We start from the raw sequence: 18713 nt of genomic DNA, 5'->3' as shown, positions 1-18713 counted from the left end.
CCCGCGCAACAAGTGCGCTCTGTGAGGTTCGCGTTCGCGTCGCGAACGGCTTAGATCCGGGGGAGCGAAGCGCCCCCGGCGGGTCGGATTTTCGCGCAGCGAAAATTCGAAACCTGTTAGCCTTGCCCCGCCAGCAGCGCTGCGTTGCCGCCGGAAGCGGTTGTGTCCACACAGACATGCCGCTCGCCCATCACCCGCGCCACATCGGGTGCGCCGGTGATCAGCGGCAGGATCGCCCCTCTGCGCTTGGCCAGCGCCTGCTCATAAGTGCGCGCTTCAGTGGCGTCCCCCCAGAACAACACGCCCGCAAAGCCCGTGAGGCTTTCCAGCGCTGAGGCAGGCAGATTGCCGGTGGCTTTCACCGCCCGCCCGCCCAGGGCGGTGACCATCGCCGCTTGCGCGTCAGCCGTTGGGTCACCTGGCCCGAGGCAGAGCATGGGCGCGCGCGGCTCCAGAGTGAGCTTGTTGGACTCCCCCGTCGGGCCGGGCATCACAAGGGTCTGCGCGGCTTTTGCAGCAGGCGCGGCGTTGAGTGCAGATTGCATCGCCTCCGCGCGCATCTCGCTTTGCCACGCGCCGGCGGCGCTTTGTGCGGCAGGCTGCGTAAAGCGCGGCAGATAGTTTGGCCCGCCCGCCTTTGGCCCCGTGCCCGAAAGCCCCTCGCCGCCAAACGGCTGGCTGCCCACGATGGCGCCGATCTGGTTGCGGTTCACATAGATGTTGCCCGCATGGATGCGCTCGCAGATGTGCTGCACGCGGTCGTCAATACGGGTTTGCAGCCCGAAAGTGAGGCCGTAGCCTGTGGCATTGATCGTATCGACAACCTTGTCGATCTCGGTGGATTTGAAGGTGGCAAGGTGCAGCACGGGTCCGAAGATTTCGCGGCCCATATCAGCAATGCTGTTCACCCGGATCAGCGTTGGCGCGATGAATGTGCCCGAGTTCGGGGTGCGCAGCTCGTGCATCAGGCGGCCTTCGGCACGCGCCGTTTCGATATGCGCGGCAATCCCTGCGCGCGCCTCTTCGTCGATGACGGGGCCGACATCGGTGCTCAGAAGCCAAGGCGCACCCATGGAAAGTTCGTCCATGGCACCCATGAGCATATGGGTGAGGCTTTCGGCGATGTCGTCCTGCACATAAAGGCACCGCAGCGCAGAGCAGCGCTGGCCAGCGGACTGAAAAGCGCTTTCGACAATTGCCTGCACGGCCTGTTCGGGCAGCGCGGTTGAATCCACGATCATGGCGTTCAGACCGCCTGTCTCGGCAATCAGCGGCGCGCCGGGGGCGAGGTGTGCGGCCATGGATTTGCGAATGAGCAGCGCGGTTTCGGTGCTGCCTGTGAAGGCGACGCCGCCGATGCGCGCATCAGATGTGAGCGCTGCGCCCACATCACCTGCGCCGGGCAGAAGCTGGAGCGCGCGCGCAGGCACGCCCGCCGCGTGCAGAAGCTGCACCGCGCGATAGGCGATGAGCGAGGTCTGCTCGGCGGGTTTGGCCAGCACGGCGTTGCCTGCGGCGAGGGCGGCGCTGACTTGCCCTGTGAAGATCGCCAGCGGGAAGTTCCACGGGCTGATGCAGGTGAAGGTTCCGACAGGGGCGTCTTGCGGCGCGTTGGCGGCGTAGTAGCGCAGGAAATCCACGGCCTCGCGCAGCTCGCCCACCTGATCAAGCATGATCTTGCCAGCCTCGCGGGCCAGCAGCGCGAAAAGCTCGCCGAAGTGCTTCTCATAGAGGTCTGCGGCCTTGTTGAGCACCTTGGCGCGCTCTTGCGGCGTGGCTGCCCAAGGCGCTGCGGCTTTGAGCGCTGTCTCCACATCTGCCGCCGAGGCAAAGGCCACCTTTCCGACCGTATCAGCAGGGTTGGCAGGGTTGCGCACCGTGTGGGGTTTGGTCGGCTTGGCTTTGCCCGCAAGGAGCGGCGCGGCCTCCCAGACGTGGGCCGCGAAGGGCTCGCGCGCCTTTTTAATGCGCGCGAGCGTTGGCGCGTGGGTGATGTCAAAGCCCTTGGAGTTGGCCCGCTCAGGGGCAAACAAATCGGGGGCGCGGGTGATATTGGGCTGTGCCTTGGCCAGCGCCTCAAACGGGCAGGCAGCGACCTCTTCGGCGGGCACCTCTTCATCGACGATCTGGTTCACAAACGAGCTGTTCGCGCCGTTCTCCAGCAGGCGGCGCACGAGATAGGCGAGCAGGTCGCGGTGCGCGCCCACGGGAGCATAGATGCGGCAATGGGTTGCGCGCTCCTTCAACACGATGTCATGCAGCGCCTCGCCCATGCCATGCAGGCGCTGGAACTCGTAGGCATCCTTGCTCACGCCCATCTCGGCGGCCATGTCGAGCACGGCGGCGACCGTGTGGGCATTGTGGGTGGCAAACTGCGGGTAGATGCGCGCCGTCATGCCCAGAAGCTTCTTCGCGTTGGCGATGTAGCTTACATCGGTGGCAGGCTTGGCTGTGAAGACGGGGAAGCCTTCGACGCCTTCGACCTGTGCGCGCTTCACTTCTGTGTCCCAGTAAGCGCCTTTGACGAGGCGCACCATGATGCGGCGGTCAAGCCTCTCGGCAAGTGCGTTGAGATAGTCGATGGCATCGCCCGCGCGCTGCCCGTAGGCCTGCACGACCACGCCGAAGCCGTCCCAGCCTGCCAACGCTGGCTCGGAGAGCACCTCTGCGATCACATCCATGGAAATCGCGAGGCGGTCGGCCTCTTCGGCATCGACATTGAGGCCCATGCCCGCCGATTTGGCCAGAAGCGCGAGCGAGCGCAGGCGCGGGGCCAGCTCGTCCATCACGCGGGCGCGCTGGGCTTCTTCATAGCGCGGATGCAGCGCCGAGAGCTTCACCGAGATACCCGGATTTTCGCGGATATCGCTGTGCGTGCAGGCCTGCGCTATCGCCGTGATGGCGCGGGAATAGGCGAGGTGATAGCGCTTGGCGTCGCCCTCGGTGCGCGCGGCTTCACCGAGCATGTCGTAGCTGTAGGTATAGCCTTTGGCTTCCATCTTGGCCGCGCGTTCCATCGCGCCCACAATCGTCTCGCCCAAGACAAACTGGCGGCCCATTTCCTTCATGGCGCGGCCCACGGCGGTGCGGATGACAGGCTCGCCCAGCCGTTTCACCGCGCCGCGCAAAGAGCCGATGATGCCGGGGGCTGGCTCGTTCAGCACCTTGCCGGTGAGCATGAGCGCCCATGTGGAAGCATTGACCAGCGGCGAGGTGCTTTCCCCGAGGTGGCTGGCCCAGTTTGACGGGGCGATCTTGTCTTCAATCAGCGCATCAATCGTTTCGGCATCGGGCACGCGCAAGAGCGCCTCGGCGAGGCACATGAGCGCAATGCCCTCATCGGTGGAGAGGCCATATTCAGCGAGGAAAACCTCCATCATCCCCGGATCGGAGCTCTCGCGAATGCCGCGCACGAGGGTGGCGGCGTCTGCGCTGATGCGCTTGCGGGTTTCGGCGCAGAGGCCCGCCTCAGCGATCAACCGCTCAAGCGTGGCGGCTTCATCGGCATACATATTGGCGCTGATTTTGGTCCGACGTGGGGTCTTGGGCATGGCAGGCTCCTCCATTTTGTTCTATATAGCAGGCAAATTGCGGGCGATAATCCCGATCAGGGCAAATATGAGGGCAAAAATGACTGATAAAACCTTCAATCACGGTCAGATAGAGCTGGACGGGTTTGACAGGAGGATTCTCTCCGTGCTCGCCAGCGATGGGCGCATCCCCGTGACAGAGCTGGCGCAGCGCATTGGCCTGTCCAAATCGCCCACACAGGCGCGGCTCAAGCGGCTAGAGCAGAGCGGCGTCATCACCGGCTACAAGGCGCTGTTTGATCCGATCCGCCTTGGGCTGGACCATGTCTCTTTTGTCGAGGTGCGCCTCTCGGACACGCGCGAGAAGGCGCTGGCGGCGTTTAATGCGGCGGTTGCCAAGATCCCGCAGATCGAGCAGGTGCATCTTATGGCGGCGAATTTTGATTACCTTCTCAAGGTGCGCACCCAGAATATGAACGACTACCGTATTGTCATGGCAGAACAAATCTCGACATTGCCTCATGTCTCCTCCACCTCGACCTATGTGGCGATGCAGGCGGTGAAAGAGACAACTCTCGCGGATGTTATTTGAGCCTTAAGGATTTTGTGCCATTATTGGTCCATGCGAGCTTTGCTGTTATATCTTCTGCTGGCCACGCCGCTGCGCGCGGAAAGCTGCCCTGAGGCTCCGGACCATTCGGTCGCGCTGGCCGAGCTTGTGGAGGCTGTGCGCGCCGCGCCCAACGAGATGCACGCAGCTCCGCTCAACACCCAGATGTGGGAGCTGTGGACCGATGCGCCCGACGCGGCGGCGCAGGCTATTCTGGACAGCGGGATGCGCAAGCGCGGCTCTTTTGACCTTTTGGGGGCGCGGGCCGAGTTTGACCGGCTGGTGGCCTATTGCCCCGACTATGCCGAAGGCTATAACCAGCGCGCCTTTGTCAATTTCATCCGGCAGGATTATGAACCGGCCATTGCCGATTTGACCCGCGCGCTGGCGCTGTCGCCCACACATACCGGCGCGCTGACGGGGCGCGCGCTGAGCTATTATGCGCTGGGCCGTCTGGCCGAGGCGCGGGCCGATCTGGAGGTGGCGCTGGGGCTCAACCCCTGGCTGCCCGAGCGCCATATGCTGGCCGACCCCAATATGAAAGGCACAGCCACGCCGAAGGGCGACGACCTTTAGGGCGCGCCCGCCACCACTTCCAAGAGATTTCCTGCCGGATCCAGCAGCATAAAACGGCGCGCGCCCCAACTCTCTGTCTCGGGGCCATACAGAATGTCATGGCCAAGCGCGCGCGCTTTTTCGGCGTAGGCGTCCACATCATCGACCGCGATGCGCAATTCGGGAACAGGCGTGCCCTCGCCACCGGTCGTTGCAAGCATCAGCTGCGCCGCTCTGCTGGTCTGTGGGCCGGCTTGCAATCTTCTGTGCCAGCCCATGTCCTCTGCGAGGCTGAGCCCGAACAGCGCCGCATAAAACTGCTGCAAGGTTTGAAGAGAGGGCGCATTGAGCACCGGAGTAAGGTTGAGCACGGTCATGTTCTGACTTTCTGGGCAAAGAAGCGGATTGTTTTTAGGCGCGGCGCAGTTTAGGCAAGCAGCGCTGGCCTGCGTGGTGGAATGGTAGACACAGGAGACTTAAAATCTCTAGGCCGTATAGGCCGTGCCGGTTCGAGTCCGGCCGCGGGTACCAGCAATTCCTGTCACACACAACACAAGCGCCCCTGCGGTGATTGACAGCGCCGCGCAGGGCTGCGTAACTGGCAAAGATGGTTCTGGCCGCAACGCCAGATGAAAATGGGAACACGGTGCGGCCGCCTGCGCAAAGCATATGCTGAGCACGGCACAGGGCCAAATCCGCGACTGCCCCCGCAACTGTAAGCGGCGAGCGCCCTCCGAACACACCACTGAGCCTGCCGGCTCGGGAAGGTCGGAGACGCGTGACAACCCGCAAGTCAGGAGACCTGCCATCCTATGTCAACCACCGGGCGGGGTGCCTCGGAGCGGGTGATTGCTCTGGGCCTGTGGCCGGCGCTGTCTCTCTGTCTTCGGATGCTTTGCCCGATACACTTGCGCGGAGGGCGCTATGCTATTGGAAAGAACGCTGCATATGTTGCAGACACAAACAGACAGTGAAGCACGGCGAAAGGAGCTGGCGCGGATGGGCTTTATGCAATGGCTCGGCGGGCTTGACGGGCAGGCGGGGTTTGCACCGCAGGCCCGGTGCGCCTTGGCGGCGGCAGAGCGGTTTCGTGGAACCGACCCGGCCGTGGCGCAATTTTGCCTGCTGATAGAAGAGGCGCTTCTGATGCCGCCGCGGCCCCTGAGCCTTGCGTTGCCTGTCAAGCGGCGGCGGGGCGGGGCGCGCTCGCGGCGCCGGGCCCTTTAGCGCGCGTCAGAATCAGGTTTGTTTGCGCGCTTGCGCAGACACCTGAAAAACGCCAAGAGGCAAAGCTTCACCACCACGAAGCCCAGAATATCGCCCACGAAGATCGCGCTTTCAAACCGGAAGGCCTCGCCTGTTCTCAACAAGCTGAGAAACACCGCGTTAAAACCGGCCGCCAGCGCCCCGACGAGCAACAGATCGTGCCACAAAACAGATTGGCCCGGCTTGTAGAAGGCCCCAAGGCGCATTCGCTGTGCCACGAGGAAGGCCGCCATCACAGCAAGGGTGCTGAGGGCCGTGGCCTGCGCGGCCATTTCAAAGTCTTTGGAGTAGAATACGGCGCTGATCAGGCTGGCGGGCAGCAGGTAAAGCGCGCCCCACCACCCGTAGAGCCAGATTGTCAGCACCCGCACGCCATGGGGCAGGTAGACCAAAGACGCAAAAGACAACCCCTGAAGGTTGAAGCTGTTTTGCAAGGGAGAAATGCTAAGATGCACCGCTGAATAACTTAAAAAATAAAACAGGCTCGTTAAACTTAACCCGATAACATGATCTGATAAACGCAGTTGACTGGTATGACTATTCAAATAAGTTTTAATCCTGTTTTTGCAGGATATATCCTGCGCGCTTTTCAGGGCCGGCTTTGGCAATATACCCCAGCTCTACCAACATGTTCATGGCACGGAAAAATGTGCTGCGCGAAATGCCTTTGGTGAGCGCGTGGTCTTGAATGGTGCCCAGGGATATTTCTGTTTCACATTCCGAAGCCTGCGCAACGGCGCATAGGACGCGCCGCTCTGTCTCGCCGAGGTCGCACAAACCCAGGTCTTGCTCCATCCCCAAAAGGACTTGTCTCAGCGCGGCGAATCTTTTAAGCGATTCGTTCAAGGGTGACCTCACATGTTCTATATGTATTATTTATTATTTTTTTGCGCAGAAAACCTGAGCAATCTTAATGTCAAATAAGCATACGCGACCTGCCCTTTTCAGACAAGAAATAGGCGAAAAAAGCAACTAAAGATGGTAGTTGCGCCGCTTCCTGCGCACAGAGCGCTTTGGCGGCAGGGCTGAGCGCGAAGGATTTCACAGGTTCGTGATTGACACTAGGTCCGGATGTGATACTTAGCAGTCAGGCGCACTGAAGCGCGCCTGTGTAGCTTAACCAGTTGTTTTTTTGGTTGTTTAACGAGTGCGAAGGCAATGGTTCCATTGCCTTCTTTCGTGTCTTTTACGCCCAGTTTCACAGCAATTTCTATCATTGCTGCCCTCCAAATTGCGCGATTTTCTCTCCCTCACGAAAGATGCAATTTTCCGGCAAGTTTACGGGTGTAACACGGCGGGCGGGCTCGGCCCCTCCGCCACACTCTCCCCCGCCCCAAACTCCGGAAGTGACATCTATTATATATTCTCAGAAGTTGACTTGTTGGTGCGGCTGAAGGGTTTTGCAATTTGAGGGAAATAGCATTCAGCGTATTGCAGTTTTACTCAACGGGTTCTGTTTAAGCCCTGCAAATCAAAACTGAATAAAGGTGCTATTTTAATCCGCTCCAAATTGATTGCTGTTATGGCGCATATATCGGGTCGGCTTGCCTTTGGCAGCCAGGGCCCCCAACAGGGCCCCCAACAGGCACCACAATTACCAAACAACCGGACCCTGACGGTTCGCGCTGGCGCGTGCAGCGCTTTCCCTCCAGCGGCGCATTTTTAGCGCCGAGAAAGTTGATAACGCCGAGGGCGTTGAGAAACCAGTGAAGCAAAATAATTGGAGGCGAGTACCGGAATCGAACCGGTGTACACGGATTTGCAATCCGCTGCGTCACCACTCCGCCAACTCGCCGTCCGTGGTGTGGTGCTGCGGTTTAGACCGTTCGGGAGGGCCGTGCAAGGGGCCTCTTGCGGCTTTGGATTGATAGGGGCGCGGTTCTGTGTCAGAACCGGCGCAGAGATTCTGAACGGACGGGTTCACTTATGACAGATTTCACTGGCCGCCGCCGCATGATGGTAGACAATCAGGTGCGTCCCTCGGACGTGACCAAATATCCGATTATCGAGGCTTTGCTGAGCGTAGAGCGGGAAAACTTCGTGCCACAAGGGCTGCGCGAGGCGGCCTATCTGGGCGAAAACCTTGCCTTGACGGGGGATCGTGTTTTGCTGGAGCCGCGCACCCTGGCCAAGATGTTGGATGCGGTTGACATCACGGGCGACGAGCTGGTGCTCGATCTGGGCTGCGGCATGGGCTATTCTGCCGCCGTGATTGCCCAGATGGCGCAGGCTGTGATTGCGGTTGAGGAAGATCCGGCGCTGGCTGCGGAGGCCGAGAGCCTTCTGGCAGAGGCCGGGGCCGTGAATGCGGTGGTTGAGCAAGGCCCGGTGGCCGCCGGCGCGCCCCAGCATGGCCCTTATGATGTGATCACCGTGCAGGGCGCGATCGAGACTGTGCCTGCGGCCATTCTGGACCAGCTCAAGGAGGGGGGCCGGATGGTGGCGATCTTTGCGGAGGGCCAGCTTGGAACGGTTTGCCTGGGCCACAAAATAAAAGGACAGATGAACTGGCGTTTTGCGTTTAATGCGGGTGCGCCCGTGCTGGCAGGCTTTGAGCGGGCGACAGAATTTAGCCTCTGAGCGCGGGCAGCTGACCCGTGAAAAATCAACAGGAGTAGGCCTCGATGCGGTTTCAAACAATGTGCAGCTCAGTGGGCAAAACCGCTTGGCAGTCCGCCCTGAAGCGACTGGGCCGGCGCGCTCTGGTGGGGGCGGCGCTGGCGCTCTTGGCCTTGCCGGTGGCCGAGGCGCGGGCCGGGTCGCTGTCAGAGACGATGGCGCAGGCCTATGTGCACAGTGGCTTGCTGGATAAGAACCGCGCCCTGCTGCGGGCCGCTGATGAGGATGTTGCCGTGGCGCTTTCGGCGTTGCGCCCGATTGTTGGCTGGTCGAGCTCGGTTGGCTATGCCTACAGCGACTCTGCGGGGGTGACCCTCTCTGAAAACGTGACAGGGGCTTTGGGGCTGGCGGCCGAGCTTACGCTCTATGATGGCGGCGCGCGCGGGCTTCAGCTGGATGTGGCCAGAGAAACGGTGCTGGCGACTCGTGAGGGGCTCGTTTCTGTTGAGCAGCAGGTGCTGTTGTCGGCGGTCGATGCCTTCTTTGAGGTGCGCCGGGCAAATGAATTTATGCGGCTGCGCCAAAACAACATGCGGGTGATCGGCGAGGCGCTGCGCGCCGCGCGTGACCGCTTTGAAGTGGGCGAAGTCACCCGCACCGATGTGTCCATTGCCGAGGCGCGGCTCGCCGCTGCGCGCGCCCAGCTGGCCGCCGCCGAAGGGGATAAGGCCCGCGCCCTTGAGAGCTATCTGGCTGTCACGGGCCGCAAGCCAACGGGCCTGACAGCGCCCAAAGCGCTCAAGACTCCGGCCAAGACCCTTGATGCCGCCAAAGCGCTGGCGATGGTCACCCATCCGGATATGAAACGTGTCCAGCATCAGGTCAGTGCCAGCGAGCTGGGGGTGCAGATTGCCCAATCGGCCAAATCCATGCGGCTCAAAATCACCAGTGGTCTGAGTGTAAACGAGACGTTTGGCAGCTCAACCAGCGGGCACAGTGCCAGCCTCGGGTTGGAAGCCAGCCAGACCCTTTATCAGGGCGGCCGCCTGAGCGCGCTTGAGCGCCAGGCCCGCGCCCAACGCGATGCACAGCGCGCCGAGCTGCACAGCGCTGGGCTTCAGATTGCGCAGAATGTGGGCAACGCCTGGGCCCAGCTTGCCGTGGCCCGCGCCAGCTCGCGGGCGGGTGCCGAGCAGGTCCGCGCTGCCGAAATCGCCTTTCGCGGGGTGCGCGAGGAAGCCACGCTGGGCGCACGCACCACCCTTGATGTGCTGGATGCGGAACAGGAGCTTCTGGACGCGCGCGCCAGCCTAGTTTCGGCTCGTATTGACGAGGTTCGGGCTGGCTATTTCCTGCGCGCCACAATGGGGCTTCTGACAGCCGAGCGCCTTGATCTGGATGTGCCGCGCTATGATCCGGCTGCTTATTACGAGCTCGTGAAAACCGCGCCGCTGAAATCCTCCAAACAGGGCCGTCAGCTGGACCGTGTGCTCAAGACACTTGGAAAACAGTAAAATCCTTCATATCGGTTGTGAGAATCCCGGCTGGGGGTTAAACTGGGGTGAGGCAAGAGTGGTATATTTGAATGTCAGACCCGGTAACAAACGTGGAAATTGAAGACGTTTTGTCGTCGATCCGCCGGCTTGTGTCTGAGAGTGGCGGGGCTGCCCACCAGCGCGCAGCCGCACATCCACCAAGCCCCACGCCCGGTGAGCTGGCTCATTCGGCCGACAGCGCAGATGCGGGCGCAAGGGCTGAGGTGCCGCAAACAGGATTTTCGCAAGACGCAGAGCCACAAGCGGATCAGGACTCTGGCGCAGACATTCCCGTGAGCGACAAACTGGTGCTCACACCGGCGCAACGGGTGAGCGCGCCAAACCCTGACAGCGCACCAGAGCAGGACACAGCACCAGAGCAGCCAAGCGCAGCTGAGCCTGCCATGCCAGAAAACACGGTTCCAGAAAACATGCCCCCAGAGGATGCGGCGCCAGAAGATACGGCGCCAGAGGATACGGCGCCAGAAGATACTGCGCCCGAAGCTGCCGCGCCCGAAATGGCTGGGTCAGACGCAGCCGAGCAGCAAGAAGAGGCGCGGCAAGAGGATGCGCCAGACGCCGCCGAGAGCGCCTCAGACACGGGCGCAGAGCCGGTCTCTGATGCGGCGACTGAGCAGAGCTTGAAAGCGCGTTTGGAAACGCTGGAAAGCGCGGTTTCCAATCAGGTTGAAAACTGGGAAGACGTCAGCGAAAACGCACTGCCCTGGGAAGACCTTGAGACCCCTGACAGCGCGGTCTTTGGCCTTGCGGGCTATCTTGAAGACGACACGCCCCCCCAAGCCAACCCTGCACCGGACACAGCAGAGCAGAGCGCCCAAGAAGATCCTGCCCAGGATGACCCAGCCCAGGATGAACCTGCCCAGGATGAACCTGCCCCGGAAGACCCTGCCCCGGAAGACCCTGCCCCGAAAGACCCTGCCCTGGCAGATCCTGCACAAACCGGTCCTCACGCGCCCGACAGGGACGCTGCACCTGGCCAGAACGGCGGCACAGGATTTGATTTTCTGGAGGGCGATGAAACCCTGCTGGATGAAGACATGCTGCGCGAAATGGTGGCCGAAATTGTCCGCCAGGAGCTGCAAGGCGCTTTGGGCGAGCGGATCACCCGCAATGTGCGCAAGCTTGTGCGCCGCGAAATTCACCGTGCGCTGATCGCTCAAGACCTTGAGTGAGGCGCAGGGCCGCTGGCCAGCCGCGATGTTTCAGAACGCGTAAAGCGCCAGATCAGCGTGTGGCTGAGAGGGCGAGCAGCTGGTCTATGTCCAGATGCGTTTCCAGATGGGCGGCGAGGGCGTCAAGCGTTGCGTCGACATCGGCATCATAGCTGAGGCAGGCTGTGGCGTCATAAGATTTGAGAAAGGCGGCGCGGTAGCTGTCGTTGCTGAAAAGCCCGTGCAGATAGCAGCCGCGAATGCGCCCGTTGGGGCTGCTGGCCCCATGGGCTGTCCCGGCAACACGCAGCCAGCCGCGCGCGCAATCCGGGCCTGTTGTCTCACCGAGGTGGATTTCATAGCCCTGCACCGGTGCGCCGCTGGCCAAATCTGTGGCCTGCGTCAGCTGAACCCGCTTTTCGGGCTTCATGGTGGTCTGCACCTGTAAATGCCCAAGGCCCGGGGCGGATGTGGCGCAGCCTTCCAGCTCTTCGGGGTCGCTTATGGCGGTGCCCAACATTTGAAAACCGCCGCAGATCCCCAAGACATGGCCACCCCGGCGGATATGGGCCGCAAGGTCGATATCCCAGCCCTGCGCGCGCAAAAAAGCGAGGTCCGCGATGGTCGATTTGCTCCCCGGCAAGATCACCAAAGTGGCATCAGCCGGGAGAGGCTGGCCGGGCGGGACCATCTCAAGGCTCACATCCGGCTCGCTGGCCAGCGGGTCAAAATCGTCAAAATTGGCAATCCGCGAGAGCAGCGGCACGGCGATCTTGAGCTTGCCACCCAGGCTGCGGCCCAGCTCCGGCGCGTCTTCGGCGGGCAGGCGGCAGGCGTTGAAGAACCACGGCACAACGCCCAGCGAGGGCCAGCCCGTAAAGCGCTCAATGGCGCGCAACCCATCGTCAAAAAGAGACACATCGCCCCGGAACTTATTGACAATAAATCCACGGATATGCGCCGCATCTTCGGCGGGGAGCACGGCTTGTGTCCCCACAATCTGCGCAATCACACCGCCCTTGTTGATGTCCCCCGTCAGGATCACCGGCACATGGGCTGCCTCGGCAAAGCCCATATTGGCAATGTCGCCGGCGCGCAGATTGATCTCGGCGGGGCTGCCGGCCCCCTCGACAACGACCAGATCATACTGCGCCTTGAGCCGTTCAAAGCTCTCCAGAACAGGGCCGATCAGGCTTTGTTTGCGCTTGCCAAAGTCGCGCGCCATCTGCGTGCCCACGCGTTTGCCCTGCACGATCACCTGTGCGCCGGTCTCGCTTTCCGGCTTGAGCAGAACGGGGTTCATATCGGTGTGCGCCGGCAGGCGGCAAGCCAACGCCTGAAGCGCCTGTGCGCGGCCGATCTCGCCGCCATCGGCGGTGACGGCGGCATTGTTGGACATGTTCTGCGGCTTGAAAGGGGCCACGCGGATACCACGATTGGCCGCCGCCCGGCACAGCCCCGCCACAAGCAGAGACTTGCCCACATCCGAGCCTGTCCCCTGTATCATCACCGCATTGGCCATAGCTATGCACCTCCCCAGATGGCCTTTTGGCCGTTAAGGGGTGTTTACAGGCTTTAGACCCCACGGCAATGGGTTTCGGCCGCTGCCAGCCCCGTCAACCGGAGCTGGCAAAAGGGCGTCAGGCCGCTTTTATCGCGCTGCGCGCATTGTTGAGTGCCGCAGTTTCATCCGCCATCAACAAGCCTGCATTGATCACTTGCACATCGGTGATCCCGACAAAGTCGAGCACATGCACGAGAAAACCAGTGCCAAAATCTTTCGTGCCACCCACTTCTGTTCCGCCAGAAGTGACAACAATATAGGCCTTTTTGTTTTCGAGAAGTCCGACAGGCCCGTCTTCTGTGTAGCGGAAGGTCACATTGGCTCTTGCGATCTGATCTATCCACGCTTTGAGCGTCGCAGGAACTGAAAAGTTATACATCGGGGTTGCGATCACGAGAATATCCGCAGCTTGAAGGCTTTGAACAAAGCTGTCAGAGGCTTGCAACGTTGCGTTCTGGGCCGCGCTGCGGTCTGCGGCTGCTGTGAAGTTGGCCTCCGTCCAGGCTTCAGTCACAAAGGGAAGTCCTTCCGCAATATCGCAGTTTTCAATACTGGCATTCGGGTGTTTTTTGCTCAAGTGCTCCAGCAATTCGGAGCCGAGTTTGCGTGAATAGGATGACGTGCTGCGCGCGCTTGCGCTGACATAGAGAATACGGGTCATTGGATGTCCTTGCTTTTATATACCAATCGGTATACAATATCGCCAAGCATCGTCAAGGGATTATTACCGATGAGTACAAAAAAGCTCGGCCGCCCAAGAAAATTCGAAGAACATCATGTGCTCGAGGCTGTTGTTCAAGTGTTTTGGGAAAAAGGCTTTGAAGGGGCCAGCATGAGCGACTTTACAGCGATGACCGGACTCAACAAGCCGTCCCTTTATGCAGCTTTCGGAGACAAGAACGCTCTCTATCTGAGGGCGCTCACACATTATGCCGAGACAAAAGGCAGCGCGGGAATGCGAGCATTTCTCGCCGCAGATACTATTGGGCAGGCGGTTGAGGCCTTTTTGCAGCAGGCCCTGATCCTCCAGACCAGCGGTTGCGCCACTGCCAAAGGATGCCTTTTGGGCAACTGTGCTGTTGCCTCCGTGGGGTCAGTGCCCGAGAGCGCGGAGCTGCTGCGCAAGATTGATGACCAAACGGTTTCGGCGCTCACAGCCCGCTTTGAGACAGCAATTCAGATAGGCGAGCTTGCAGAAGGCTTTCCATCCGCACAAAGAGCGCGTTTGCTGGCTGATCTATTGTCCGCCCAAGCCAGTGCTGCGCGCTTGGGCAGCTCCTATGAGGCGCTTTCAGAGGCGATAGGCTGGAAGTGCGCCCTTGTTCTGAGCGACAGCGGTAAAACAGTTTTGTAATACAAAACGGCCCCCCATGTGCGGAGGGCCGGTTTTGTAAAACGTAAAGGGTGCTTCAGGCGGCTTCGGCCTGTGAGGCGGCGTTGCGGCGTTCGCTTTCCTCGCGCGAGAGCGCAACCGAGGTGCGCACGCCTTTGGAGACAAAATCCATCAAGCCCGAAACGACACGCTCGTTGGGGTCAATTCCGGCGCAGGACAACACTTCGCGGCCATCGCGCGAGCGCGCCCAGCGGGCGATCTGCTCGGGGCCGTTGCCATATTTCTTGTCATCGGCGATCGCATCGTCGAGGGCAGCCAGTACGACAGCTGCGAAAAGTTTGCGTGCACGGTTGCCTTGCTCATTATTGAAGGCCGTGCCGTCAACGAAATCTCTCATGATTCGTCCTTTATTTTTGCTCTTGTCTTTTTCGGCGTGAAGCTGGTTATGACGGGTTTCATCCGATTCGGATAGGGCAATATTGCATAGCTCCATTGCAATTTTTGCATATCTTTCTGCAAATGCAGCACGACATTTGGGTTTCTTGCCAAGGGCTCTGCCCCAAGATATAGGTGCAGCCTCAGTCCGATCAACCTTTTGCCACGGTTTTGCCATAATGCCTAAAATCAACGGAAATGAAATTCGCCCCGGGAATGTTCTGGAGCACAATGGCGGCCTTTGGGCCGCTGTGAAGGTCGACCATGTGAAGCCCGGAAAGGGCGGCGCTTTTGCGCAGGTCGAGATGAAGAACCTTCGTAACGGATCAAAGCTTAACGAACGGTTTAGAAGCGCCGATAAAGTTGAGCGTGTCCGCCTTGAGCAGAAAGACATGCAATTTCTTTACGAAGATGCAGGCCAGCTGATCTTCATGGATACGGAGACCTATGATCAGGTGCAGCTGGATGCCGAAATCCTTGGCGAGCGCCGGCCCTTCTTGCAAGACGGGATGACCATCCTCGTTGAGTTTCACGAGAGCGAGGCGCTCAATGCGACCCTGCCACAGAAAGTGACCTGTGTGATTGCCGAGACAGAGCCGGTGGTGAAGGGCCAGACTGCGGCCAACAGCTTCAAACCGGCGATTTTGCAAAACGGTGTGAAAGTTATGGTGCCGCCTTTCGTGGGCCAGGACGAGGCGATCATCGTCAACACCGAAACCATGGAATACTCAGAGCGCGCCTAAGCCGCCCTGACAGCTACAGAACGCCACAGAAAGCCCCCGTAAAGCCCCTGCCAAGCGCGGGGGCTTTTTTTCGTTTCAAAGCCTCTCAAAGCGCAAAGCCTGCCCGCCGGCTTCAATCCCCTTTTCGGCGCGCTCATAGCGCAGATAGGCCAGCGCGGTGTTGCCCGCCACGCTCAGCACCGTGCCCGCAGGCTTGCCGTCTGACAGGATCTCATCGCCCGGGCTGAGCGGGCCATCGGCCTGCACCCGCGCCAACCCCTTGCGCAGCTCTGTCTTGTGCTTCATCCGCGCGGTCACTTCCTGCCCCACATAACAGCCTTTCTTGAAGTCCACGCCATGAAGCCGCTCAAAGCCGACCTCAAGAATAAACGTATCCGGCCCCAGCTCCGCGCCCGTCTCAGGCACGCCCAGAGACACGCGCAGCGCGGTCCAGTCGGTCTCGTCCTCGCCCTGCGGCTCTGTGCGGTAGGCGCGCCAGCCCAGCCCCGCATGGCGCGGGTCGGCAAAGCCGTCATCAGGGTGCGCGCCAAGCCCGCGGTGCATGTGTAGCCCCGCTGCCTCAATCGCCACCTTGGAGCGCAGCTTATACATGGTGAGCCTCTGGCTCAGCATGGCGGCAAGCTGCGCGTCCACATCGAGCAAAATAGCGCCCTCGGCGGGGACAAGGAAGAAATCGGCAATGTATTTGCCCTGCGGCGTCAGCATCGCAGTATAGACAAGCCCGTCTTTCAGCCGCGTGACATCATTGGTCACCAGCCCTTGCAAAAAGTGCTCGCGGTCGTCTCCCGTGATCTTCAGTATCTCGCGGCGCATGCCCGCTCTCCCCATTCGTGCTTCGTCGTAATATAGGGACAGGGCAGGCGAACAAAAGGGGTCATTCATGCGCGCGCCGATCTCGGTGATCATTCCAACGCTCAACGCGGCCGCTGGCCTGCCTGCTTGCCTTGGCGCATTGGGCGAAGGGCTTGAGGCGGGGCTGATACGCGAGCTCATTCTCACAGACGGCGGCTCTGAAGATGCCACCGCCCAGATCGCTGAGGCGGCGGGGGCCATCTGGCTCACCGGCACGGCGGGGCGCGGCAGCCAGATCGCGCGCGGCGTTGCGCAGGCGCGGGGGGCGTGGGTGCTTGTGCTGCACGCCGACACGGTGCTTGAAACAGGCTGGAGCCATGCCGTGCTGGCCCATATCCAAGGCGCGCCTGATAAAGCCGGATACGGCCAGCTCGCCTTTGCGGCCCAAGGCTTTGCGCCACGCTTTGTGGCGGGCTGGGCCAACCTGCGCAGCCGTCTTTTCGGGCTGCCTTATGGCGATCAGTCGTTGCTGGTTTCCTCAGAGCTGCTCGCGGCCAAAGGCGGCTACCCGCCCTTGCCGCTGATGGAAGATGTGGCGCTGGCCCGCGCGCTCAAGGGCTGCCTTGTGCCGCTTGGTTTTAGCGCCCTGACAGACGCGCAAAAATACGAGAGATCAGGCTGGATGCGCCGCGGTGCGCAGAATTTGCTCCTGCTGCTGCGCTACCTTTTTGGCGCAGACCCAGCCGCTCTAGCGCAGCTTTATCGGCGGTCTGACCGCTCGTCTTAAACTGCAACGCATGCAGCCGCGCATAGACACCGTCGCCCGCCAGCAAAGCCTCATGCGTGCCTTCATCCACAACGCGGCCCGCGTCCATCACCACGATCTTGTCGGCGTCGCGCACGGTTGAAAGCCTATGCGCAATCACCAGCGTGGTGCGCCCCTTGGAGAGCCGTTCAAGCGCGGCCTGCACCACCGCTTCGGATTTGGCATCCAGCGCGCTTGTCGCCTCATCGAGCAGCAAAATCGGCGTGTCGCGCAGAAGTGCGCGCGCAATCGCCACGCGCTGACGCTGCCCGCCGGAAAGGTTGGAGCCGCGCGGGCCGACAGGTGTGTCAAGCCCGTCTGAAAGCTGCGGGAGGAAATCAGCCACATGCGCGGCCTCGACCACCTCTTTCAGCCGCGCCGCGCTCACATCGGTTCGGCCCAGCAGGATGTTCTCGCGCAGGGTCTCGTCAAACAGCGCCGCATCCTGGGACACGACAGAAAACAGCCCGCGCAGGTCTTCAAGGCGCATGTCCCGCGTTTCCACGCCGCCGATGGTGACCGCGCCGCTGTCAGGGTCCACCAGCCGCGTGAGCAGGTTGAACACGGTCGACTTTCCCGCCCCCGAAGCCCCCACAAGCGCGGTTGTCTTGCCCGCGCGCGCGGTAAAGCTCGCGCCATCAAGCACAGTCGTGTCGCCATAGGCGAGCCGCACATCTTTCAGCACAATTTCCGGCGTGCCCTTGGGGGCCGGCTTGGGCTTGGCGGGGGAGGTGAGGCTGGGGTGCGTTTCCAGAAGCGCGCGCAGCCGTTCGATCCCGCTCGCCGCAATCTGCCACTGCCCGCTCACAGCTCCCAAACGGCGCAACGGCTCAAAGGCAAAGCCGATCGCGGTGAAGAAAGACATGAATTGCCCCACCGTCTTTTCGCCAGCGATGATTTCGGAGCCGCCGTAAACCAGCACCCCGACAAAGCCGAGGCCCGACATGAGGTCAATCAGCCCCGGCACAACCGCGCTGCCCGCATGGGCGCGCACTTCGGATTTGACCAACGTGTCGGTGAGCGCGCCATAACGCGCGCTCTGGTAGCCTTCCAGCCGGTTGAGCTTCACCGGGACAATGCCATGAAACACCTCGTCAAGCCGCGTGGCCAGCCTTGCGCCAAGGTCGCGCGCCTCACGCGCGCGCGCGCGCACAAACCGCTGCACCAGCCGCGTGGGGGCCAGCACCAGCGGCGCGCCGACAAGGGCCACGAGCGTCCATTTCCAATCCACCGAAATGGCCACGCTCATCAAAACCGCAAGGGTGATAAAATCGCGCCCGGCGCCCATGATCAGCGCCCGCCAGCCATCATTGATGGCAATCACATCGGCCTGCACCCGCTGGATCAGAAAGCCCGGCGGGTGGGTCTGATGAAAGCTGCCATCCTGGCGCATGATATGGGCCAGCAAATCGGTGCGCAGCGCGGCGGCCATCTTCTGCATGATATAGGCCAGCGTGATTTTCTGGCCCACCGAGGCCACGGCACGCCCCGCAAAAATGCTGAAAATCGCCAGCGCCACCCATGTGATCGCGCTCTCGTTGCCCGCAATGAACACTGTGTCAAACATCGGCCGCATGATGTAGCTCAGCGCCCCCAACATGGAGCCTTCAATGATCATGAACAGCAGCGCCAAGAGCAGATAAGGCGTGAAGCGCTTGAGATAATGGCGCCAGAGCCAGCCAAACAGCCTGTCGCTATGGTCGGGAGTATCGCGCATTTTGGGCCGATCTTTGTTGCCGTTCCCCTGCGTTTAGAGAAGCCTGGCCAAGCTGGCAAGGTTTGGCAGCATTGACGCCGCGCCGCGCGCGGCTAAA

At 61.2% G+C, this 18713-nt stretch carries 17 protein-coding genes, 2 tRNA genes, 1 pseudogene and 1 riboswitch; of the genes and pseudogenes, 10 read left to right on the top strand and 10 right to left on the bottom strand.

Going from position 1 to position 18713, the window contains the following annotated elements; translation table 11 throughout:
* Nucleotides 1-116: 116 nt before the first annotated feature.
* A complete protein-coding gene (putA, locus tag Q0478_RS10220) occupies nucleotides 117-3551 on the bottom strand; it encodes a bifunctional proline dehydrogenase/L-glutamate gamma-semialdehyde dehydrogenase PutA (RefSeq protein WP_298678923.1) in 3435 nt (1144 codons plus the stop codon).
* A gap of 79 nt (nucleotides 3552-3630) precedes the next feature.
* Between putA and Q0478_RS10215 the strand changes: the two genes are divergently transcribed.
* Together Q0478_RS10215 and Q0478_RS10210 are read left to right on the top strand one after the other, a co-directional pair.
* Nucleotides 3631-4122, top strand: coding sequence for an Lrp/AsnC family transcriptional regulator (locus Q0478_RS10215; RefSeq protein ID WP_298678922.1), 492 nt, complete (start codon nucleotides 3631-3633; stop codon nucleotides 4120-4122).
* A 30-nt stretch (nucleotides 4123-4152) separates the two neighbouring features.
* Entirely contained in the window at nucleotides 4153-4716 is a 564-nt protein-coding gene (locus Q0478_RS10210) for a hypothetical protein (RefSeq protein ID WP_298678921.1), read from the top strand.
* Here the strand turns inward: Q0478_RS10210 and Q0478_RS10205 are convergent.
* The gene (locus Q0478_RS10205) at nucleotides 4713-5072 is read right to left on the bottom strand and encodes a VOC family protein (RefSeq protein WP_298678920.1); all 360 of its coding nucleotides are present in this window, start codon (nucleotides 5070-5072) and stop codon (nucleotides 4713-4715) included. The two genes, Q0478_RS10210 and Q0478_RS10205, sit on opposite strands and share 4 nt — an antisense overlap.
* 67 nt (nucleotides 5073-5139) lie before the next feature.
* Here Q0478_RS10205 and Q0478_RS10200 point away from each other — a divergent pair.
* Together Q0478_RS10200 and Q0478_RS10195 are read left to right on the top strand one after the other, a co-directional pair.
* Nucleotides 5140-5226: transfer RNA gene (locus Q0478_RS10200), tRNA-Leu, on the top strand.
* A gap of 60 nt (nucleotides 5227-5286) precedes the next feature.
* Nucleotides 5287-5520: riboswitch (cobalamin riboswitch) on the top strand.
* A gap of 99 nt (nucleotides 5521-5619) precedes the next feature.
* On the top strand, nucleotides 5620-5922 hold the full coding sequence (locus Q0478_RS10195) for a hypothetical protein (protein ID WP_298678919.1): 303 nt from the start codon (nucleotides 5620-5622) through the stop codon (nucleotides 5920-5922).
* On the opposite strand, the gene Q0478_RS10190 is transcribed toward Q0478_RS10195, so the two are convergent.
* From Q0478_RS10190 to Q0478_RS10180, 3 genes are all read right to left on the bottom strand, one after another.
* Nucleotides 5919-6395: a hypothetical protein gene (locus Q0478_RS10190; protein ID WP_298678918.1), complete on the bottom strand. Its 477-nt coding sequence runs from the start codon at nucleotides 6393-6395 to the stop codon at nucleotides 5919-5921. The two genes, Q0478_RS10195 and Q0478_RS10190, sit on opposite strands and share 4 nt — an antisense overlap.
* Nucleotides 6396-6513: 118 nt before the next feature.
* On the bottom strand, nucleotides 6514-6756 hold the full coding sequence (locus Q0478_RS10185; protein ID WP_298678917.1) for a MarR family transcriptional regulator: 243 nt from the start codon (nucleotides 6754-6756) through the stop codon (nucleotides 6514-6516).
* A 926-nt stretch (nucleotides 6757-7682) separates the two neighbouring features.
* Nucleotides 7683-7756 (bottom strand) — tRNA-Cys (locus tag Q0478_RS10180).
* A 131-nt stretch (nucleotides 7757-7887) separates the two neighbouring features.
* Here Q0478_RS10180 and Q0478_RS10175 point away from each other — a divergent pair.
* The 3 genes from Q0478_RS10175 to Q0478_RS10165 all read left to right on the top strand — a co-directional run bounded on the left by Q0478_RS10175 (nucleotide 7888) and on the right by Q0478_RS10165 (nucleotide 11248).
* Complete coding sequence (locus Q0478_RS10175; protein ID WP_298678915.1) at nucleotides 7888-8541, top strand: protein-L-isoaspartate O-methyltransferase; 654 nt, start codon at nucleotides 7888-7890, stop codon at nucleotides 8539-8541.
* A 44-nt stretch (nucleotides 8542-8585) separates the two neighbouring features.
* Nucleotides 8586-10034: a TolC family outer membrane protein gene (locus Q0478_RS10170; protein WP_298678913.1), complete on the top strand. Its 1449-nt coding sequence runs from the start codon at nucleotides 8586-8588 to the stop codon at nucleotides 10032-10034.
* Between the two features lie 71 nt (nucleotides 10035-10105).
* Nucleotides 10106-11248, top strand: coding sequence for a hypothetical protein (locus tag Q0478_RS10165; RefSeq protein ID WP_298678911.1), 1143 nt, complete (start codon nucleotides 10106-10108; stop codon nucleotides 11246-11248).
* 52 nt (nucleotides 11249-11300) lie between these two features.
* On the opposite strand, the gene Q0478_RS10160 is transcribed toward Q0478_RS10165, so the two are convergent.
* On the bottom strand, nucleotides 11301-12749 hold the full coding sequence (locus Q0478_RS10160; RefSeq protein WP_298678909.1) for a cobyric acid synthase: 1449 nt from the start codon (nucleotides 12747-12749) through the stop codon (nucleotides 11301-11303).
* 118 nt (nucleotides 12750-12867) lie between these two features.
* A complete protein-coding gene (locus Q0478_RS10155) occupies nucleotides 12868-13452 on the bottom strand; it encodes an NAD(P)H-dependent oxidoreductase (RefSeq protein ID WP_298678907.1) in 585 nt (194 codons plus the stop codon).
* A gap of 3 nt (nucleotides 13453-13455) precedes the next feature.
* Here Q0478_RS10155 and Q0478_RS10150 point away from each other — a divergent pair, with 3 nt between their 5' ends.
* Entirely contained in the window at nucleotides 13456-14145 is a 690-nt protein-coding gene (locus Q0478_RS10150) for a TetR/AcrR family transcriptional regulator (protein ID WP_298678905.1), read from the top strand.
* A 55-nt stretch (nucleotides 14146-14200) separates the two neighbouring features.
* Here the strand turns inward: Q0478_RS10150 and Q0478_RS10145 are convergent, their stop codons facing one another.
* Nucleotides 14201-14521 (bottom strand): DUF6280 family protein, encoded by a 321-nt coding sequence (locus tag Q0478_RS10145; protein ID WP_298678903.1) that lies wholly within the window; start codon nucleotides 14519-14521, stop codon nucleotides 14201-14203.
* 217 nt (nucleotides 14522-14738) lie between these two features.
* Between Q0478_RS10145 and efp the strand changes: the two genes are divergently transcribed.
* A complete protein-coding gene (gene efp, locus Q0478_RS10140; protein ID WP_298678902.1) occupies nucleotides 14739-15302 on the top strand; it encodes an elongation factor P in 564 nt (187 codons plus the stop codon).
* A 75-nt stretch (nucleotides 15303-15377) separates the two neighbouring features.
* Here efp and Q0478_RS10135 read toward each other — a convergent pair whose 3' ends face one another.
* On the bottom strand, nucleotides 15378-16115 hold the full coding sequence (locus tag Q0478_RS10135; RefSeq protein ID WP_298678900.1) for a folate-binding protein: 738 nt from the start codon (nucleotides 16113-16115) through the stop codon (nucleotides 15378-15380).
* 67 nt (nucleotides 16116-16182) lie between these two features.
* Here Q0478_RS10135 and Q0478_RS10130 point away from each other — a divergent pair.
* Nucleotides 16183-16797 (top strand): annotated as a pseudogene (locus Q0478_RS10130) (glycosyltransferase); the annotation flags it as partial.
* Here Q0478_RS10130 and Q0478_RS10125 read toward each other — a convergent pair.
* Complete coding sequence (locus Q0478_RS10125; RefSeq protein WP_298678898.1) at nucleotides 16733-18616, bottom strand: ABC transporter ATP-binding protein; 1884 nt, start codon at nucleotides 18614-18616, stop codon at nucleotides 16733-16735. The pseudogene Q0478_RS10130 and the gene Q0478_RS10125 overlap by 65 nt on opposite strands.
* Nucleotides 18617-18713 lie beyond the last annotated feature (97 nt).

Source organism: uncultured Lentibacter sp., assembly GCF_937123735.1.
Taxonomy (GTDB): domain Bacteria; phylum Pseudomonadota; class Alphaproteobacteria; order Rhodobacterales; family Rhodobacteraceae; genus Lentibacter.
The sequence above is the reverse complement of the archived record's forward strand: the minus strand, read 5'-3'. Positions and strand labels throughout refer to the sequence as shown.

What these genes read in the sequence shown, in the direction of transcription:
- Q0478_RS10125 (WP_298678898.1), bottom strand. Translation starts at nt 18,616, where the DNA reads ATGCGCGATACTCCCGACCATAGCGACAGGCTGTTTGGCTGGCTCTGG.
- putA (WP_298678923.1), bottom strand. Translation starts at nt 3,551, where the DNA reads ATGCCCAAGACCCCACGTCGGACCAAAATCAGCGCCAATATGTATGCC.
- Q0478_RS10135 (WP_298678900.1), bottom strand. Translation starts at nt 16,115, where the DNA reads ATGCGCCGCGAGATACTGAAGATCACGGGAGACGACCGCGAGCACTTT.
- Q0478_RS10160 (WP_298678909.1), bottom strand. Translation starts at nt 12,749, where the DNA reads ATGGCCAATGCGGTGATGATACAGGGGACAGGCTCGGATGTGGGCAAG.
- Q0478_RS10175 (WP_298678915.1), top strand. Translation starts at nt 7,888, where the DNA reads ATGACAGATTTCACTGGCCGCCGCCGCATGATGGTAGACAATCAGGTG.
- Q0478_RS10185 (WP_298678917.1), bottom strand. Translation starts at nt 6,756, where the DNA reads ATGGAGCAAGACCTGGGTTTGTGCGACCTCGGCGAGACAGAGCGGCGC.
- efp (WP_298678902.1), top strand. Translation starts at nt 14,739, where the DNA reads ATGCCTAAAATCAACGGAAATGAAATTCGCCCCGGGAATGTTCTGGAG.
- Q0478_RS10205 (WP_298678920.1), bottom strand. Translation starts at nt 5,072, where the DNA reads ATGACCGTGCTCAACCTTACTCCGGTGCTCAATGCGCCCTCTCTTCAA.
- Q0478_RS10155 (WP_298678907.1), bottom strand. Translation starts at nt 13,452, where the DNA reads ATGACCCGTATTCTCTATGTCAGCGCAAGCGCGCGCAGCACGTCATCC.
- Q0478_RS10145 (WP_298678903.1), bottom strand. Translation starts at nt 14,521, where the DNA reads ATGAGAGATTTCGTTGACGGCACGGCCTTCAATAATGAGCAAGGCAAC.
- Q0478_RS10150 (WP_298678905.1), top strand. Translation starts at nt 13,456, where the DNA reads ATGTCCTTGCTTTTATATACCAATCGGTATACAATATCGCCAAGCATC.
- Q0478_RS10215 (WP_298678922.1), top strand. Translation starts at nt 3,631, where the DNA reads ATGACTGATAAAACCTTCAATCACGGTCAGATAGAGCTGGACGGGTTT.
- Q0478_RS10165 (WP_298678911.1), top strand. Translation starts at nt 10,106, where the DNA reads ATGTCAGACCCGGTAACAAACGTGGAAATTGAAGACGTTTTGTCGTCG.
- Q0478_RS10210 (WP_298678921.1), top strand. Translation starts at nt 4,153, where the DNA reads ATGCGAGCTTTGCTGTTATATCTTCTGCTGGCCACGCCGCTGCGCGCG.
- Q0478_RS10170 (WP_298678913.1), top strand. Translation starts at nt 8,586, where the DNA reads ATGCGGTTTCAAACAATGTGCAGCTCAGTGGGCAAAACCGCTTGGCAG.
- Q0478_RS10195 (WP_298678919.1), top strand. Translation starts at nt 5,620, where the DNA reads ATGCTATTGGAAAGAACGCTGCATATGTTGCAGACACAAACAGACAGT.